Here is a 17,820-nt window from a genome sequence, read left to right as displayed (position 1 = left end):
GTTGGAATATTTCTATTCGCTCGGCCACCTTTGGCTGCGCTTCCTCGTTTGCCTTCCGGACAAGCCAAAAATAAGAATTACTCTCCTCATGAGAAGGTATGGTGCATAATAATTTTTAATAAAGGGTTTTGAATGGATACGATTCCGAAAACGGGGTGAAAAATGGAGTATATATGAGATTATGCGATGTTCACAGCGGTATTCGGTATGTTCAGCTTTGCTTGGTTTGGGTGGGCACAGAAAGGTCCGAGGGGAACACTGGCGCAAATACATCGGCATTGCGTCAGGCATTGCGCTGCTCGTCAGTTTACTCGGTATTTATCTAAGCGTTATGAATTGGAACGAAGCGACGGCATTGTCCGAAGTCGGTTCGTTGACTACCTATCTGATCGTGTTTTATGCCGAATTCATTATTGGTGGAATCGTCGCTTTTCTGCTCATTCGAGCCAATAAAGGCGATTACGGCTCCGTGGATCTGTTTCATCGTAGGCATTCATTTTATCTTCCTCGTTAACGTCTTTAACGATTCGAGTTTATATCTATTGGCCATACTGCTCATCGTGATTTCCGCAATGTCCCCTACTATTTCCAAGAAAATGAACGTACGCAACAGCGCCATTACTGGGATTTCGTCTGGGTTCGTGCTATTTTGTTTCGCTTTATTCGGGTTAATTCGGTTTTTCTTCGCGTAGGGTTTTGCTTGTGAATGTGTAATGACCATCGCAACGTCTTGGGAGATAAAGCAATCAATAGAGTGTGTTTCGAAAAGTCGACAGTCTACCCGGGCGTCTCGTATAAGTATACCGAAGTGCTCTAATGACGACGAGCAGGTGAACGAACCGTAAGACGAAAACTTAACGATGACGCTCATGACGATGTGAAAGCTACCGGAACGCCGAAAACGTCCCGGTATTTCCTATGGACAATTACTGTTTGGCCAGTTGAATTCCTATTAAAAACGTTTCAATCATTACATCTAAAGAATCGTTTATTTGGTAATCCATCTTAAATCCCTGCGCTGATTCTAGCATAACAAAGCCGTGTAATAGGCTTCGTAACATTCTGACCAAGTGAACCGTATATTCTTCTTCAAACCCGAGCTCATAGAGCGGAGTGCGCACAAGATTGATTATTTGATCTTGCAGTTCTTTCAGTTGCACATGGTGCTCGTCATAAGAATGCGTAGCGGCTTCATATTGCCCAGGGTAAGCTCTTGCGAAATCAATGTATGCATAACTAAAAGATGTTAACGCTTCACGATTGCTTTGGTTGTGAGTGGCTAATTGAAGTTTTTGATAAAGAAGCAGACAACTGTGAATCGCTAGCAACTCATGCAATTCGTCTAATCCACGAATATGATTATAAAGAGACGGCGGTTTTATATCCAAATCTTGAGCGACCACACTGATGGAAACATAACTTAGTCCATTTTGATTTGCAATTTTGGCTGCGGAATTGACAATATCCTTGCTCGTTAATCCTCTTCTTGGTGTCATTTATACGTCCTTCTTATCGCATCCTCGATCGACTGATCAAGCAACTTCGCAGGTGAATCGACCATTTTCCCATGACCTGCTGCTATCATACTTGGGTGAATCGTCTGGATTTTTTTCGCACTTTGAATGGCTTCTTTTTTGTTCCATGTTGCCAATGCAGGTGCTGGAAAGGTCCATCTTAACGTTCCCGATACAGAAAAACCCCCACGCACTTGTAAAGCATCACCAACAATCACAGCATCTGTTCGTGTATCAATCAGACTAATTGAACCTGGAGTATGCCCCGGTGTTGCCAAAACCTCCAGCGAACCGATTCGATCTCCTTCTCGTAACGTTCGATCTGGTTTTGTTCGGATGTTTTTAGGGACTCCCCCACGAATTTTAAAATTTGGTTCCCCAACTTGTAACTCTCTATTTCCTCTTAACAACTGTTCATCTCTTTCGGATATGCTCACTTCAACCTTCGTTATCCTTTCCTTAAGTGCATCGAGCGAACCGACATGATCACTATGGGCATGGGTTAACACGATGTGTGTAATCGGCTTACCTATCTTCCTTGCCGCCTCTTTAATTTTTTTATGGCTAGTCGGAAGTGCCGTGTCAATTAATGTTAAGCATGCTTCTTCCTCAATCAAATAACAATTCACAGGAAAGATATTTGGCATAAACGCAAGTTGATAAATATGACCCCATGTAGATACCTTCATAAAAAGCACCCCCTTAAACTAATGGTATTAGTTACAGCATAAACTAATACCATTAGTTTATGCAAGTATTGCTTTAATTCTGTTCACTGCTCGCTAGGAAAAACAGGATTTTGACGGATCGGCCTATTCTGTCACCTTACAACTGCGGCTTGTCCATCAAATTCCCACATGAATGTTACGTCGAGGATAAAAGCATTGATGGCGATAAGGAAAGAATCCTTATCGCCATCACCGCCAGGTTACTCCTTATCATCCTCATTTTTCTTACGAGTCCCTCTTGCTTTTCTGTACAGATTACCGGGAGCTTCTGACGATTTGCCAATCATTTGGTTCGCTTTGCCTGCCGTGCCTTTTAGAATTCGCCCCGACGTGTCGGTTGCTTTTCCGACGAGACCGCCTTCACCAGAAACCGATTTGACGATGCGTCCCGCCGAATCGACCGTATTCCCAAATGCGTCCGTCACTTCCCGAGACGTATTCTTAACGAAATTATCCTTCTTTTTTGGATGGTCGTGCTTATTTTCTTCGCTCATCACAAACCCATCTCCTTTCGGCTATAAGGCCATGTAAGAAGGCTATGTGTTAGAGCGTCAAAAATGAGTAATTTTTGCAATACAAGCCGAAAGGGCTAATGGGTTGCAGAGATTTAGGACCTGCCTCCTGAAACGACACATGTTTTAGTACCCTTAACTACACACTTCGGCATGAAAGTTCCATTTTTTATCAGGTGTCAGAAAAACACAGCAAAAATTACACGATCCAATAATTATAAAATTAATCTTAAATATACGAGGATATTCTAAAAAACGGCTAAAGATTAAAAAGCGATGCATAAAGCAAGAGCAGAAGCTAATCAATTCTTTAGGCATTTACAGAAGTATCCGAAAGTCCTTCAACCTTCTCTGACATTCCTTCAGTTTCCCTCATTCAATCGATCAAAGGGGTATACAATAAATATCATTCAATAAGCGAGAACCATGAACAGCCACCCAGACCACCTAATCCGCGATATGAAAATGAAGAAAAGGGGAAATTCTTCCCCTCTAGACTTGAGTAATAGCATTACTGAGTTACACAAACTTGTTGATGCTGCTCCGTGTGAAAAGGTATTCTTTTGCCTATCACAGGGCGCTGTATTTGAACACCGTAACATTAGCTAGTTTATTCATTCCGTGGCATATTTCCTTCCTCTATAAGTTCGTATTCTTCTGTATAAGACCCTTTGGCGAGTACTCTTACGAATGTACCTTGATCGAGTGTAGTGCTGGTGGTGAATACTACTCGTTTCGTCTCTCCGTTTTCAGTGACACCTTGCTCCCTATATCTATATCTTCCGTCATCATCTTCAGGTTCTTCTTGAACCTCAACATATACATATTCCTGCTCCATCAATGGATTAAAACGATCAATTGTTTCACGAAATAGCAGGTATAAGCTAGCAATCGTAACTATAGTGACGATGACAGCGAGACAAGAAATTATGATCTTCTTTTTCATCATTTTCTTCCTTTCTATAAAGCATTTGTGACGATTCTTTTGTAATAGCGAATGGTAATCATCATAAACAGCAAATAGATGACAATATACACTACCATACTAATGATGATTGGGGTGAGCATGCTTGCGGCAATAAGAACAGAGCCCACATTAAGAGCAAAAGTAGCGTGCAATAACCCAACTCCTAGAGGAATCAAAAAAACAAAGAGCTGTTTACGAACGATGCCTTTCATCAAATCGTTTACATGGAATCCAAGTTGTCGTAGTGTTCGATAATGGGTTTTTTCTTGTTCAGCTTCCGTCATTTGTTTAAAATACAATATGCTTCCTGTTGAAAGGAGAAACACCAAGCCTAAAAATCCGGCGATGAAAACGAGAAGTCCGAAGTTTTGGACCGATTGTTCATATGAGGTATAATAGTCAATGATAAAATCACTATTTACACTGATTAGAAAGATCTCGGAGGCGATTTCTGATTTTTCAGTTTCTGATAACTGAAATGTATCAAAACTCAAAAATTCTTTGTGTTCATCGTCTTGAATGCTATCTCTTATCTCTTCAAATGTTTCTTCAGTAACAAGCAATTGATTGCCAAAGAACCTGTAATTCATCACGTTATCTAACCGATACTCGGAGACAGTTAGGCGATTTGTTTCATCGTTTGATGTGTACTGCACATCTTTTGGAGATGAAAACTGCATCCCTTCGATAATGGCTCGATTATTATGATGTATGGCGTTTCCATCTTGGGGAAACTCAACATCTAATCCAGCCTGTGCCACCTGCTCTGCTGAGAAAAGCATAAACGTTCTTTGACGATTATCTTCATTTGGATCCTGCTCCACCCATGCGCCATCAAATCGTATGGCATCTAGTTGATAATGATCAAACTTAATCTGCTCCTCTTCTAACCTACTTGATATCGCAGCAGCTTCCTCCGGCATATTTTCCACCGCAAAATCAAAAGGCATCGCCAACCTCGTATCATTTTCGGTTGAATAATACAAGGAATAAGAAAGGGAAATCATTGTGATGGTCATCGCAGACAATACCGTGATTAAGGTTAGTGAATTGGCGTGTCCCTTCATTCTGTGCATTAATGGTGCGATCGACAGGCTATTATACAGACCGAGGTTTCCATTTTGCTTTTTTCGATAAATATATAATATCCAACTTATTGTCGTATGGAAGACGACATAGGTTCCAAGAATGGTACTTGTGAGAACGAGTAACATGAGAAACAGTAACTGATCTGCATTGTCTACAATCAAGGTAGACACGTAATAGCCAAACCCGATGAGGCTTATTCCTGCTACCCCTAAAATGCTTGAAACAATGCTTGGACGTTTGGCAAATTCATCATTTTGATGATTTGCTTGAAACAATTGCAGTAGTGTACTCCGATAAGTCGTCCATACGATTTGTATGGATGTAACCGCAATTAAGCAGGAAAAAACAGCAATGGTTTGGATAAGCGCCTGACTGGAGAAGCTTAAGCCAATCGTAGTTTCAATGCCGATCAGGTTCATAAATAGTAAAAGAAAGAGTCGCGAGAGCAAAGCGCCGACTAGCAACCCGATGAGTAAAGCGCCTAGACCAAGAATTGTGTGTTCCAAGATCAGTACCCTAGCGACCCAAGCCTTTGACAAGCCAATTAACTGGTACAATCCGATTTCTTGACTGCGTCTTCGAATAAAGATGCTCGTCGCGTACATCGTAAACACAATGGTAATGAGAATAAGTAATAATCCAGCAACTTGAAAGGCCATGGAGAAGTTCACGCTAGCTTCACCCATAGTAACAATCATTTCGTCATTTTGTAGGGTAGAAAAGATAAAATACAAACTTATGCTGAAGATCATCGCGAAAAAATAGAGATAATACATTTTGATGTTTTTTCGCATGCTCCGCATCACTAGTTTCTGTGTGTTCATTTCTGCGTGCCTCCTCCAAGAACAGCTTGCATATCCAGAATGTCCTTAAAGAGGGATTCTCTCGTTTTCTCTCCTCGGTACAATTCAGAAAAAATTCTTCCGTCTTTTAAAAAGACAACACGGTTGCAATAGCTAGAGGCCAATGGGTCATGAGTTACCATGACAATCGTGACTTGTCGTGTTTGATTAATTTCATCTAAATTCTCCAATAAATTGGAGGCTGCTTTTGAATCAAGGGCACCTGTGGGCTCATCAGCAAAAACAAGGGAAGGCGAGTGAATTAACGCTCTTGCTGCAGAGGTGCGTTGCTTTTGTCCACCTGAAATTTCAGAAGGGTACTTATTCGCTAATTCCGTAATACCTAAAATCCCTGAAATGGCATGAAACTCCGTTTCAGCTTGATTTTTGCTTTTTTTTGTTAAAGAAACAGGTAGCAAGATATTTTCTTTTACCGTTAACGTATCAAGCAAATTGTAATCCTGAAAAATAAATCCGAGATGTTGACGGCGAATGCTTGAAAGTTGGCGATCTTTCATTTTCGAAATCTCGTGCTCGTTTATAAATATTTGTCCGTCTGTGGCACGGTCAATCGTAGCCAATGTATTAAGAAGAGTAGTCTTGCCTGAGCCTGAAGGCCCATAATTCCAACAAACTCTCCCTCTATCACTCGAAGATTAATTCCTTGCAATACCTCTTGTGCATTTCCCTTTTGGCCATAAGACTTACTTACTCCCTCAGCATTTAAAACGGTCTTTGGTGTCTTTTGACTTTTCATTCCATACACTCCAATCAAGTTGTTCTATATATAGTGTAATTGTTATATGGCTATGGGTCGTACGCTTTAGGTGATAATTTGGGAGGCAATGTGATATTTTTGTCACTTTGCCAAATAAAAAGCAGTCAGGCTTTCATATCCTGACTACTTCCTCCTGCACGGAATATTGGAATGATCGTCAAATCCGTTAAATGAATTATATCTTGAGAGCATCATTAAAACAGAGATGCCTTAGCCAACGGCTAAAGTAACCTAAAGTCTAAGATGTAGCTACCTTCTTATTTCTTTTCCAGATAAGCCGATTCTGTCGCTGAGTGCCACACCCCTCCATTCTCCAGTAAACCTTTATTGAACAAACGGGGTAGCCATACCTGTCATCTCTAATCGTTTCGTCGACGAAGTTATTTGATGGAGGCGGATAAGAATAAGATCGTTCATTTTGTTGGCCTGTACTTAGGTGTTGCTGAATGACGCAGCATAGGTTTTCACTCGTGAAATCATTTAGATGATCTAGTTGAACATGCCATTATCATCTTCGTGGTGTGGAGTAGTTCAATAATCTTTCCTACAGCGCATAGTGAAAATCTTGTTGGGATGATTGCTATTTAAAAATTTCAGTTTTTCACAACATACGCTACTATGTTTAAAATAGACTGGCAGAGTATCCCTGTTGCTGACCACCGAGAATTGAAAATGTGAAGGAAGGTGTCTCTTCGCTGCGTTTATACAAAGGATATGGCTGAACAAATTAATGAATTGATGGTTCTCTATTTTCTCTATCGATCCAACTACACGTGAGCCGTAAGCAGTTTCTTGCTTGGGCAGCTTGTTTTGCTTTTTTTATCCATTTGTCAAAAAGAGAGGCCAATAGGGTGAGGATCGTGTAGAGCGTGTCCGTTACCTCTCCGATTTCATCTTTTGCAGCAACTCCACAATCCGGTGAACGACCGCACTTGCGTTGCTTTACTCCAGGCAAGGACCGTTTCTTTATGATGGAGAACATCAATTTGTCGATAGACAACGTTTTCATGTTTGATGAGTCGGGTTGACTCTGGAACGAAGGAAATGCCGAATTCAGCAGCGACGAGGGATACCATGGTCTGTTGTTCTGTTGAATATTGAGAAATGTTCATTGTCGTATGTGACTTAATAAAGAGGGCATTTATCGCATCGAAATAGCCTTCCCCTGCTGAACGGGGGCTGACGATTAATGGTTCTTTATGCAGCTGTTCCATCGTCAATGGTTCCGGAACCTTAGCGAGAGGGTGAGTCTTCGGCAAGCAGACAATCAGGGCCTCCCTGTAAAAAGGGAATGTATGAATATCTTCATCATCAACTGGCGGGACGAGCAGAGCGATGTCGATCTCCCCCGTTTTTAGTGATGCCATTTGCTGATTTGTCGTCTGCTGCGAGACGTGTAGCTCAAGTTTCGGGAAACTCTTCTTAATTTGTTTCAATACTTTCGGTAAGATTTCATAGACGACCGATCCTCCAAAACCGATGGCAACTTTTCCTTGTTCACCACGGGCGATAACTTGTACAGTATCCCGATCTTTATCAATTCGCTGTAATGTTTTACGTGACATTTCGTAATAGTATTTCCCCGCTTCAGTGAGAGCGACTGTCCGCTTTGTCCGTTCGAATAGCTGAACACCTAATTCTTCTTCAAGCTCTTTGATTTGCGCGCTAAGTGGAGGTTGGGAAATTTTTAATTTTTTGGCGGCATTACCGAAGTGAAGTTCTTCGGCGACCGCAATAAAATAGCGTAAATGTCTAAGCTCCACGCATAAATCTCTCCCTCGTAATTTAAATATTTGTTTAATACTTATTGCGTATTATACACCGACTCATAAGTATGATGAAAGCGCCTTCACCTTTGTTATGCTAAATGAAATACTATTTAGAAAAAATGAGAGGGTGTTCATCATGCTACTGAAAATCCCCCAGACTGAAATTAAAGAGAGGCAACGTATATTTAAACAGCGATTGCAAGATCGTACCATTGACGGAGCCATTTTGTACGCATCCATCGATATTTTTTACTTGACCGCGTTTCACTTTCGGCCCTCAGAACGGCCCATTGCCTTAGTTTTTGATCAAAAGGCAGCTCTCACCTCTTCGTTCCTTTAATGGAAAAACATCATGCAGAGACGTATGCCCTTGTTGATCACGTTCACGATTATCCTGAGTACCCCGGGCTTAAACACCCGATGGAACATTTTAAAGATTATCTTCATTCGATAGGTATGACTCAATTAACCATTGGGATTGATGGCGACGGCTACAGCTCCCCTAAAGGATATAGGGGGCCGAAGCTGAGTGAATTGCTCGATAATCATTATACATCGGTCTATGGTCTTGTGGAAGAATTGAGAAGTGTGAAATCTAAAAATGAAGTTGAATTGATCAAAGAATCGTGCCGCTGGGCGAACCTCGCCCATTCACTTCTCGTCAAATATTCAAACGCGGGCAAAACAGAAGTTGAAATTGAAACACAGGCAACAGCGGAAGCGACATTGGCGATGATTGAAACGCTCGGGAAAGGATATTTACCAAACGGAAGTCCAGCTCATGCTTTCTATCGTGGTCAGATCGGACCCCATTCCGCTTTTCCACACTCACAAAATCAAAATTTAGTATTAAAACGTGGCTATAATGTCATTTCCCAAGCCGCAGCCCATGTGTGGGGCTACATTAGTGAACTTGAGCGAACGATGTTCGTTGAAGAAGTGAGCAAAGAACAGGAGCGCTACTTCAACCACATGAAAACCGCACAAGAAATCGCGTTTGATGCCATTAAGCCAGGGGTCAAGGCGTCAGCTGTGGACATCGCTGTCCAAAATTATTTTAAAGAGGAAGGAATTTCCCACTTGTCGCTGCATCACACTGGGCACGCTCTCGGCCTTGTTCACACTCACGAGGCCCCGTTCTTTGATACTGGAGACGCCACCGTTCTTGAGGCAGGAATGGTGTTCTCCGTAGAACCTGGGTTATTCGTTCAAGGTCTCGGTGGCTTTAGGCATTCAGATACCATTCTAATTACAGACGAGGGAATGGACATGTTAACGTATTATCCGCGTGACTTGGAATCGCTCATTATTACTTAAAAAGGGGATGGGTTTAATGCGTCACATACGATTTGTATTTTTACTCAGCGCTTTGTTCATCATTGCTGGTTGTTCAACTGATTTAGAAGAAACACCGAATCAAGATACTGAATCAGAAGCCGATGCCAATGCTGATTCTGCTAGCGAGCCCACTGCGGGTGGGGAATTAACCATGGCCATTCCAGCGGACATTACCGATCTTGATGCCCATGGTGCAAGTGACCGTACATCCGGAACGGTTAAATTAAATGTGTACGAGACTTTAGTTGCTCCTGATGAAAACATGGATTTGCAACCCCTTCTAGCTGAAAGTTACGAACAATTGGACGATCATACGTGGGAGTTATATTGGAACAAGACGTCACCTTCCATGACGGTGAAACGTTTAATGCAGAAGCGGTAAAAGCCAACTTTGACCGTGTGTTAGACCCAGAAGTTGCCTCTCCAATGGCTTCGCAATTCAATATGATTGAACAGGTCGAGGTGATCGACGACCACGTCGTGCACATCGTGACGGAAGAGCCATTTTTATCGTTGCCGAATAATTTATCGCACTTTGGAGGCGGCATGATTAGTCCAAAAGCAATGGAAGATGATGCAGCAGGCAATCACAATCTCGATCTTCATCCTGTCGGTACCGGCCCATTCGTCTTTGATTCTTGGGAACAAGGAAACCGCATTGAATTTACTAAACATGATGACTATTGGGGGGAACAGGCCCACCTTGATCACTTAACGTATCAGATTGTCCCTGAGCAATCGACGCGCATTGCCATGCTTGATACGGGTGAGGTTCATATTGCCGATGATATTGAGCCTGTAAACAGTAGCTTGGTTGAGTCCATGGCACACGCAAACCTACTGGCAACTGAGAGCATGCGTTCCAACTATTTTGGGTTTAACGTTCAATCTGAACCGTTTGATGATCCGACCGTCCGTCAGGCGATTGCAGCGGCGATTGATACGGACTCGCTTGTCGAAGGACTTTACGGCGACTACGGAAGCAAAGCGACAGCCGCCATTAACGAATTCATCTTCGGCTATAACCCGAATGCCGCTTACCCAGCTTATAATGTAGATGAAGCACAGGCATTGTTGTCTGAAACAGACGTCGACGGTGGCTTTTCAACGACGCTATGGGTTGAAGAAAGTGACGCGCTTGCTTTGCAAGCAGGAGAGTATATTCAAGATCGGCTCAAGGAGACACTAAACATTGATGTGTCTTTGCAACAGCTTGAGTGGGGAACGCTACTAAGTGAAACCGCTGAAGGTCAGCATGATATGTACATGCTCGGCTGGTCGAACAATCTCGGAGACCCAAATGACGCCCTTTATCGCCAGTTCCATTCTGCGAATTTCGGAGGGCCGGGGAACCGCATGTTTTACGAGAATGAAGACGTTGACGAAATGCTTATTGAAGCACGACAGGAAAGTGACGACGCTCGTCGCGAAGAACTGTACCAAGACGTTCAGACAATCTTAGCAGAAGACGTCCCGCGTATTGATTATGTCAATCCGAATTATCTATTAGGTGTCCATGCAGATGTTCAAGGGTTTCAGCAATTTGCATCCGAACACCATTCATTCCGTGAAGCCTATTTGGAAGAGAACAGCAACGGCGAAGGCTATTGATGCAAAAAAGAAATGCCTTGTAGTGGGCTACTCAACTACAAGCATTTTAGGCATTTTAGCCATTCGTCAGCGGTACACGCTTCTAATCATTTGATTTTCAAAATACAGCACCCATAGCTTTTCTGTACGATAGCTCAACACGCTGAACGATTAACATTCACCGCAAATAGGTGACATCTTCGTAGAATATCTTAGGAACACCTGCTGCTACAACACTAGCGTTCGTCCCTTTCAAGGCGACGCCTGTTTATAACAAGTCGACGGACGCTAGTAAGGAATCTTGGTCGGTGTGCAAGTATACGCTCGTTGTTTTTAAATCCGAATGACCTAATATTTTCTGAATATCGGCGATGTTCACTCCTTTACGCACGAGGTGCGAGGCAAACGAGTGCCGAAATGTGTGGGCACTTACCCGCTTTCTCCATCCTAGTTTCACGCGGGTTCGATCAAGTATCCGGTTCACATAAACGTTTGAGAGCTGCCCTGACTTCTTTGTTGCAAAGAAATACTCGGACGAGCCACTATCCGTTTGCACATCTAGATAGTCTGCCAAAATAAACAGCAACCGCTCATTAATTGGTACACTTCGGCTTTTGTTCCCCTTCCCTGCCGACACCCATATCCGCCTTCTCTCAAGGTTCACATCCTCATAGCGTAACCCTAAACATTCAGAGATTCGAAGGCCCGTGTAGTAGAGGCATTGGGCAACGACGCGAATGAGCGGGTGGTCAATGGCGGTAATGAACGTGTTCACTTCACTAAACTCCAAAATTTCCCGTTCCTTTTGTGGACCGCGAATCTTTTCGATTTGTTCCAGAGGACTGGCGCTCGCCCAACCTTCCCGCTGGCAAAATTTATAAAACGACTTCAACGCTCCGATATGACGATTACGACTGCTCGCTTTATATTGTTTCTCTACCTTAAGCATCAACAAATAATCTTCGATATCGTTCGTCGTCACGTCATGAACATAGATTCGTGAACCGTACCGATTCTTTAAATAATTTTCAACCATTGTGAGATCTCGTCGATACCCGATAATCGTTCGATCACTTCGATCTCGACTGTCCATATATCTTTCAAATAAAAGCATTGCTTTTCTGAATTCCTTGGATTCACTCATCTCACATTCTCCTCTCCAACGTGTAAATAATCTCTCTCTAGTAAAAGCCAATCATGATAAAAGTCTCACATGAACACTGTTCAATATTTACCATAAAAATGTAACATATTCTCGAAATAAAGACGAATAACTCCGGTTGATGTAACAGAAGTCACAGAAATCACAACTGAAGGAATTGCAGTACAACTTGACGGTGTTACTGAAGACCTTGTTGATGCAACTGTTGTTGTGACAAACCCGAACGGCACAAACGTTCCAGTTGTTGCTCAAGACATCGAAGCAGGCGCAACTGAAGCTGTATTCGAATTCGAAACTCCACTTTCTCTTGTACATGCAGGTACATGGACAGTGAACGGTGTTGAATACGTTGTTGACTTCGGTATTGTATCTGTTGAAACGCTTGATAACCAAGGTCAAGTCGTTGAAGTTGTCTTCAACGCAGAAGTAGACGAAATCGCACCAAACAACCTTGTTGTACGTAACGCGAACACACGTGTACGCCAAGGAGTCGAAGACATTGAAGTTAACGGCAATGTTGCAACAGTACAATTCGTGGAGAGCCAAGACGGTGCTTATCTTGAAGCCCTCACTCCATATGAGTTCACGCTTACTATCCCAGGTTTCGCGCCAGCAACGTACATCTATGAGCGACCTGCGTTCCTAGAAAATGTACGTGCGGTTGATTCTGATGCAAGTAATGGCACAGTTATTTTCGGTACCCGAGATGAAGATGGCGACCTTGAAACTTGGACCGTGAATGCTCAAGAAGGTACAGACTTCGAAACAATTCTTGGTACTGCTGGAACTGTCGCATTCAACAGTGACAGAGACATCGTTGACTTCTTTGAGACAGAAGAGGACGTATTGTATGGCGCAGTAACTGATGTTGAATTTGACGGAGATACACCTGTAGAGATTGAACTCAATGGTGAGTGGTATGATCTCGAATCTGGATATACATTCCGTTACCAAGGAGATCTTGGTACTTCACTAGTTACGAATCGCGGAGAAGAAAATGAAGATCGCACTGCTGATTATGCAAAGTTTGTGCTTAACAGTAGTGGGGAAGTTGCATTCTACGATGCTTATGACTGGAGTACTTCAATCTTGGTGGAAGAAGTAACTGATGAAGGTGTAGTTACTGGATTTGGTTTAGAAGAAGACCTTTCGGACTACACAATTGTAGAAAGTGGACAAACAATTGGTTTAAGTGGGGTTTCTCGCGGCGACAACCTCTATTACAATACTGATGCAGAATACGCTGAAGTATACAATGATATTGTCGTTGGTGAGATTAATAGAATCTTTGCAGAGTCCATTGTTGTTGATGGTACAGAATACAACATTGATTTTGGATCAACTCGTTACATCGATGAAAACGGTGATGTTCAAGTTGTTGAAGATGCAACTGTGTTTGAGCAGTTTGAGGAGTCAGGAGAGCCCGTTTCACTTTATCTTAACCGAGAAGGTGAAATTACATTTGTACTTGGTGACTTAGGCGACCTAATTGTTGGTGAAGATGGTGCATTCCTTACTGCGGATGCAAATGCATTTACTCAAGGTTCTCGTCAAATTCTAGAATTAAGCTACACTGGAACTAACGAAGAAGACAACACTGTTGCTTTAAGAGTAGATCAGCTTACTACAGTTGGTATTAATGGTACTGAGTACAGAAAAGATCGTAATGGTGTAACTGGATTCAGTCTTACTGACGTTGATGCAACAGCTGGAACTGCAACATTTGTCATTGAGCGCTCTGGAGACCTCGACAACATCACAGTTTCAACAGATGATTATCTCTCAGAAGATACTGTTATTGAAATTAATACCGACTCAGATGATAACATTGTTGGCTTCAATGTCCTTAACGACGATCTTTTCCAATCTGGAACTGGTGAAGAATCAATTTCACTTGCTGATGTAGGTCAAAACTTCCTTAATGTAGGGACATTTGAAGATCCTACCAACATCCGTGTATATAACAACACACCAGTGTTCTTGTATGATGATAACGGAGTAGTTGATGTTTATAGCTGGAGTGAAATTGAAGATTTCGACACAATTAGCGCCGCAGATGTTTATCACAGTAATAATAATGCAGGTGTTGCAGACTATCTAGCTGTACACACTAGCGCTACTGACGTAGAAGACGGAGAAGAGCTAGATAACGCAGTAATTGATCGTGTTTGGTTAAGCCTGATCGCTCTGAGGTTACTCGTGTTCGTGCTTTCGTCGGCGGTGAATTTGTTACATTTGAGGCAGAGGATGTTGCAAACCCAGAAGGTGGATTTGACAGAGGCCAAATCGTAGGTTTAGAAACAAATGTTAATGACATCGTCACTGCAATCAATCCACTTACTGATGCAAATGTACTTTTTGAAGGCGCAGAAATTGAAGTGCAATCAATTACTAACAGATCATTCACTTTAGATGGTGTAACTGAACGTGTATTCAGACTTGATACCAATGGGTACATCTTAGACAATCGTGGAAGCGGGTCTCCATCAACAACAACATTCTCTACATTAGATAACCTTGATGATGGTGATGTTGTAGATGTAGTTAGAACAGTCGCTGGAAGCAACTTTGTTGAATTGATCGTAATCAATGAAGGTGAAGATAGTGATTCCGATGATGGAGATCAAGACGAAACTGATGCACCTCAGGATGAGTTTGAGACTATTGAAGAAGGTCTAAACGCAGTAGCTGATGCTGCGGCAAGAGACAACACTTCTGATTTCGATACTGCATTAAGAGGTCTACTGGCATTTAGCTCAACTCCAGTAAATGTTTACCCAGAAGATGTTAACGCATATTTAACTGCATATAACACCCTAAGCGGTAATGTAAATCTTTCTGCAATTCGACAAGCAGTTCAAGGGGTAAATGATGGATTAAATAGTAACTTAACAATCTCTAGTACTGAAGGTAACCTTGGTACTGTTTTAGAAGGGTCCTCCTTGGAGTTCGAAGGAAACTTCGGGCGAATTCTAAACAGTTCGGACGTGAATGTTACAATTGCTGAGCTAGAAGCAGAAGACTACACAGCAGAAGTTGAATTTGATTTTGAAGATCTTAGCTATGAGGCAACTGTAACGTTATCAGACGAAGTAGTTGCTGGTGAATACACAGTTAGCGTTTCAGTAACTGATGCAGATTCTGCTGCTTCCGATGTAGCACCTGTTAATGCAACCTTTAATTATATCACTGGTGCTAGTCAATTAGCTGCATTCTTAGAGACACCCAATGCAGAAAACATGACTACGCTAAATAACTTGACTGGTATTGACTTTAATACTGAAGCATATCAAGAAATTGCAGATAATAGATTAGCTTCTGTGTTCAGCGATATTGAAAGAAACGTTACATCTGAGACTACTGTAGAAGAACTAAAAGTGCAATTTGATAATGCAGTTGCATTTAGAACTGCTACTCAAAATGCAGTCGCTGCAACTTCAGGTGAATCTACTCCACTTGCCAGTGAAGTGCTGAGTAACTTTGTGAATGAAGTAGATGACATTAGTGACGACTTTGTTATTTCAAATGATGGTCGTACAATTGATGTTCACTTAGCAGACATCCAAGCTCTAATTGATGGTTTATTGGCTAACGAGGCTGAATTAGATTACGAGCTTACAGCCGATTATTCAGCAGGCTTTCGTACAATTCTTCAAGAAGTAAATGGTGTTGTTAACCAATAATAAAGATTGATTAACTGTACAAACTTGTATATTCTAATATGATTTTAAAAACTACCCCCAAAGCGTAATTGGCATATGGGGGTAGTTTTTTTACTTCAAATTATATGAAATTGTTATTGGCAATTAAGACATGAATAAACACTCAATTGAAAATATTTCTACTTGTCACATACAAGTTTAAGCGACAGTATAAACATTATTATTTAAATGTCGATAATAATAGTAATATTGCTAAGGAGGTTTAAAATCATTAACAAAACACTAGATGCAAAAGCAAAATTTGGTATAATAATTAAACAGCTATATAATAATGAGGCTGAAATTCAAGATTTTCAATCATTGCTAATTATTACAAGAAGATACATTAAATACATTTCAATAGAAGATTTGACCAATGTATTAGAGATTACTAGAAGTTTATTTAAAGAACATGGCGTATTTCAAGCCCTGTGAACGATCGGATGGGATCGTATTATGCCAATAACCTTCCTCATAACACAGATCAATTACCTGTAATGTCATCATTGAAAAATAAGTTTCTCAATGAGGAGTATAATGGCGATGATTTAATACAATTAATGGGCGCCTGTGTTGAACACACGGAAGAACTAAAGGATCGTTTTGAGTACATACTACGTATCCCTGAAGTATGTTTAGAGCCTAAACGATATGCCTTAATCAATGAAGTGAATTTCAAGAAAAACCAAACTGATTTCGCTAATAAGTTTATCTTAAATTAGTATCAACTGTTTAAAGCACTCTGCATTAGTAGAAACCCCCTTGTAGATCGTTGAAAATTCTACAAGGGGGTTTTGCTCTATACTTCTTATTAGGTTTGAATTAACTTTCCTAACAAGAAGTATAAGTTTAAAATTTAATATGGTTTTTAATCAATTACAATTAAGCTAAAATTAATTAGTTTTGTGCTGGTACACTGAAAACAAAACTATACGACTTTGTGAAAGAAACATCATCTTCTGTTATTGTTAGTTCTAATTGAACTGTTTCCCCCTACCATGTCTTGTAAGGTTTTTGCAGCTAAATCAGCTGGATTAGTCAAATCGAGCGCCTCTTGATAGATTTCTCTAATCTTGTTAGTAACTTGGATTTGCTCAGTTTCTACACTATAAACACCTACATGTGAAGCGCCACTGTCGGCTAATGATGCCATTAACCCTGTACCACTTTGCACAAGTGATATGTTAGGCTCTAATACTGACATAAAAAAATGCCCATTTTCAAAGGTTACATCTAATATTGAGGTATCTACACCAGCAATATTAAGTACGACTGGTTGTGCTCTTGCAAATGCATCCTCGAATTCATTTTGAAGTTGTTCTTGTGCTCTATTCTTGTCTTAATCTAATAACTAGTAAATTTATCGAGCAAGAGAGACGTCGACTACAGCCATTACGACTGCAACCCATCGTAAGGAGGCAGATGCCGAAACCCTAGCATGCGATATTTTCCAAAGCACCTGCTCCCTCTAGCCCCATCTACACAGATTCGTCATCCTAGGAACCTTTTAAGAAGCTCCGCTCGCCCATTGGCGCTACGACTTCACCTGACTTCGCCCCTTCCACGGAAATGCGTGTAACTCGACGCAGGAGATTAAGCACGTGGTTATGTTGGACTTGCTGAACCACTCTTCGGACTTTCACCAACCAATTTCCACATAACAGCTAGAAAGAACCCCACCTCTCGGGAGGCGGGGTTTTTTCTAGCTGGTTCACTCGTAGTTTCAGAGCTTAGCAGAGAACGTTTCGATTATTATAAAGTAGGGTTTTCGCTGTTATCACCGTCACCGTTATCACCGTCGCCGTTATCACCGTCGCCGTTATCACCGTC

The 17,820-nt window shown here is 41.5% G+C and carries 13 protein-coding genes and 1 pseudogene; 5 read left to right on the top strand and 9 right to left on the bottom strand.

Annotation, left to right across the window (positions count from 1 at the left end; all coding sequences use genetic code 11):
• Positions 1–181: 181 nt before the first annotated feature.
• Positions 182–514 carry a hypothetical protein gene (locus JCM19037_RS26750; protein WP_238544557.1) on the top strand — a complete coding sequence of 111 codons (333 nt, stop codon included), beginning with the start codon at positions 182–184 and terminating at the stop codon, positions 512–514.
• A 412-nt stretch (positions 515–926) separates the two neighbouring features.
• On the opposite strand, the gene JCM19037_RS05475 is transcribed toward JCM19037_RS26750, so the two are convergent.
• The 7 genes and pseudogenes from JCM19037_RS05475 to JCM19037_RS05440 form a co-directional block, all read right to left on the bottom strand.
• The gene (locus tag JCM19037_RS05475; RefSeq protein ID WP_042398712.1) at positions 927–1,496 is read right to left on the bottom strand and encodes a TetR/AcrR family transcriptional regulator; all 570 of its coding nucleotides are present in this window, start codon (positions 1,494–1,496) and stop codon (positions 927–929) included.
• A complete protein-coding gene (locus JCM19037_RS05470) occupies positions 1,493–2,203 on the bottom strand; it encodes an MBL fold metallo-hydrolase (RefSeq protein WP_042398710.1) in 711 nt (236 codons plus the stop codon). Before JCM19037_RS05470 ends, JCM19037_RS05475 begins: the two co-directional genes overlap by 4 nt.
• Before the next feature lie 239 nt (positions 2,204–2,442).
• A complete protein-coding gene (locus tag JCM19037_RS05465; protein ID WP_052363596.1) occupies positions 2,443–2,736 on the bottom strand; it encodes a hypothetical protein in 294 nt (97 codons plus the stop codon).
• Between the two features lie 628 nt (positions 2,737–3,364).
• Positions 3,365–3,700 carry a YxeA family protein gene (locus tag JCM19037_RS05455; RefSeq protein ID WP_042398704.1) on the bottom strand — a complete coding sequence of 112 codons (336 nt, stop codon included), beginning with the start codon at positions 3,698–3,700 and terminating at the stop codon, positions 3,365–3,367.
• A gap of 14 nt (positions 3,701–3,714) precedes the next feature.
• Positions 3,715–5,634: an ABC transporter permease gene (locus JCM19037_RS05450; protein ID WP_042398702.1), complete on the bottom strand. Its 1,920-nt coding sequence runs from the start codon at positions 5,632–5,634 to the stop codon at positions 3,715–3,717.
• Positions 5,631–6,409 (bottom strand): annotated as a pseudogene (locus JCM19037_RS05445) (ABC transporter ATP-binding protein). The gene JCM19037_RS05450 and the pseudogene JCM19037_RS05445 overlap by 4 nt, the downstream one beginning before the upstream one ends.
• 911 nt (positions 6,410–7,320) lie before the next feature.
• Positions 7,321–8,193 carry a LysR family transcriptional regulator gene (locus JCM19037_RS05440; RefSeq protein WP_052363579.1) on the bottom strand — a complete coding sequence of 291 codons (873 nt, stop codon included), beginning with the start codon at positions 8,191–8,193 and terminating at the stop codon, positions 7,321–7,323.
• Positions 8,194–8,538: 345 nt separating this feature from the next.
• Here JCM19037_RS05440 and JCM19037_RS05435 point away from each other — a divergent pair, with 345 nt between their 5' ends.
• The 3 genes from JCM19037_RS05435 to JCM19037_RS05430 are packed head-to-tail and all read left to right on the top strand — an operon-like array spanning position 8,539 to position 11,148.
• Positions 8,539–9,516, top strand: coding sequence for a Xaa-Pro peptidase family protein (locus tag JCM19037_RS05435; protein WP_238544556.1), 978 nt, complete (start codon positions 8,539–8,541; stop codon positions 9,514–9,516).
• A gap of 16 nt (positions 9,517–9,532) precedes the next feature.
• The gene (locus tag JCM19037_RS22150; protein ID WP_052363578.1) at positions 9,533–9,919 is read left to right on the top strand and encodes a hypothetical protein; all 387 of its coding nucleotides are present in this window, start codon (positions 9,533–9,535) and stop codon (positions 9,917–9,919) included.
• Complete coding sequence (locus JCM19037_RS05430; protein ID WP_052363577.1) at positions 9,865–11,148, top strand: ABC transporter substrate-binding protein; 1,284 nt, start codon at positions 9,865–9,867, stop codon at positions 11,146–11,148. Before JCM19037_RS22150 ends, JCM19037_RS05430 begins: the two co-directional genes overlap by 55 nt.
• Positions 11,149–11,395: 247 nt before the next feature.
• On the opposite strand, the gene JCM19037_RS05425 is transcribed toward JCM19037_RS05430, so the two are convergent.
• Positions 11,396–12,271: a tyrosine-type recombinase/integrase gene (locus tag JCM19037_RS05425; RefSeq protein ID WP_042398700.1), complete on the bottom strand. Its 876-nt coding sequence runs from the start codon at positions 12,269–12,271 to the stop codon at positions 11,396–11,398.
• A gap of 228 nt (positions 12,272–12,499) precedes the next feature.
• On the opposite strand from JCM19037_RS05425, the gene JCM19037_RS05420 reads away from it, so the two are divergent.
• Complete coding sequence (locus JCM19037_RS05420; RefSeq protein WP_042398698.1) at positions 12,500–14,581, top strand: hypothetical protein; 2,082 nt, start codon at positions 12,500–12,502, stop codon at positions 14,579–14,581.
• 2,361 nt (positions 14,582–16,942) lie between these two features.
• Here JCM19037_RS05420 and JCM19037_RS05405 read toward each other — a convergent pair.
• Positions 16,943–17,194, bottom strand: coding sequence for a hypothetical protein (locus JCM19037_RS05405; RefSeq protein ID WP_042398688.1), 252 nt, complete (start codon positions 17,192–17,194; stop codon positions 16,943–16,945).
• Between the last annotated feature and the right edge of the window lie 626 nt (positions 17,195–17,820).

It is taken from the genome of Geomicrobium sp. JCM 19037 (assembly GCF_000698105.1).
In the GTDB taxonomy this organism is placed as follows: Bacteria; Bacillota; Bacilli; order Bacillales; family Marinococcaceae; genus Geomicrobium_A.
Note: the sequence above shows the minus strand (reverse complement) of the source record. Positions and strands in the feature narration are given on the sequence as shown.

Excerpts from the sequence above, each read along its gene's own strand:
- JCM19037_RS26750 (WP_238544557.1), top strand. The coding sequence starts at position 182 with ATGCGATGTTCACAGCGGTATTCGGTATGTTCAGCTTTGCTTGGTTTG.
- JCM19037_RS05475 (WP_042398712.1), bottom strand. The coding sequence starts at position 1,496 with ATGACACCAAGAAGAGGATTAACGAGCAAGGATATTGTCAATTCCGCA.
- JCM19037_RS05470 (WP_042398710.1), bottom strand. The coding sequence starts at position 2,203 with ATGAAGGTATCTACATGGGGTCATATTTATCAACTTGCGTTTATGCCA.
- JCM19037_RS05465 (WP_052363596.1), bottom strand. The coding sequence starts at position 2,736 with ATGAGCGAAGAAAATAAGCACGACCATCCAAAAAAGAAGGATAATTTC.
- JCM19037_RS05455 (WP_042398704.1), bottom strand. The coding sequence starts at position 3,700 with ATGAAAAAGAAGATCATAATTTCTTGTCTCGCTGTCATCGTCACTATA.
- JCM19037_RS05450 (WP_042398702.1), bottom strand. The coding sequence starts at position 5,634 with ATGAACACACAGAAACTAGTGATGCGGAGCATGCGAAAAAACATCAAA.
- JCM19037_RS05435 (WP_238544556.1), top strand. The coding sequence starts at position 8,539 with ATGGAAAAACATCATGCAGAGACGTATGCCCTTGTTGATCACGTTCAC.
- JCM19037_RS22150 (WP_052363578.1), top strand. The coding sequence starts at position 9,533 with ATGCGTCACATACGATTTGTATTTTTACTCAGCGCTTTGTTCATCATT.
- JCM19037_RS05425 (WP_042398700.1), bottom strand. The coding sequence starts at position 12,271 with ATGAGTGAATCCAAGGAATTCAGAAAAGCAATGCTTTTATTTGAAAGA.
- JCM19037_RS05405 (WP_042398688.1), bottom strand. The coding sequence starts at position 17,194 with ATGTCAGTATTAGAGCCTAACATATCACTTGTGCAAAGTGGTACAGGG.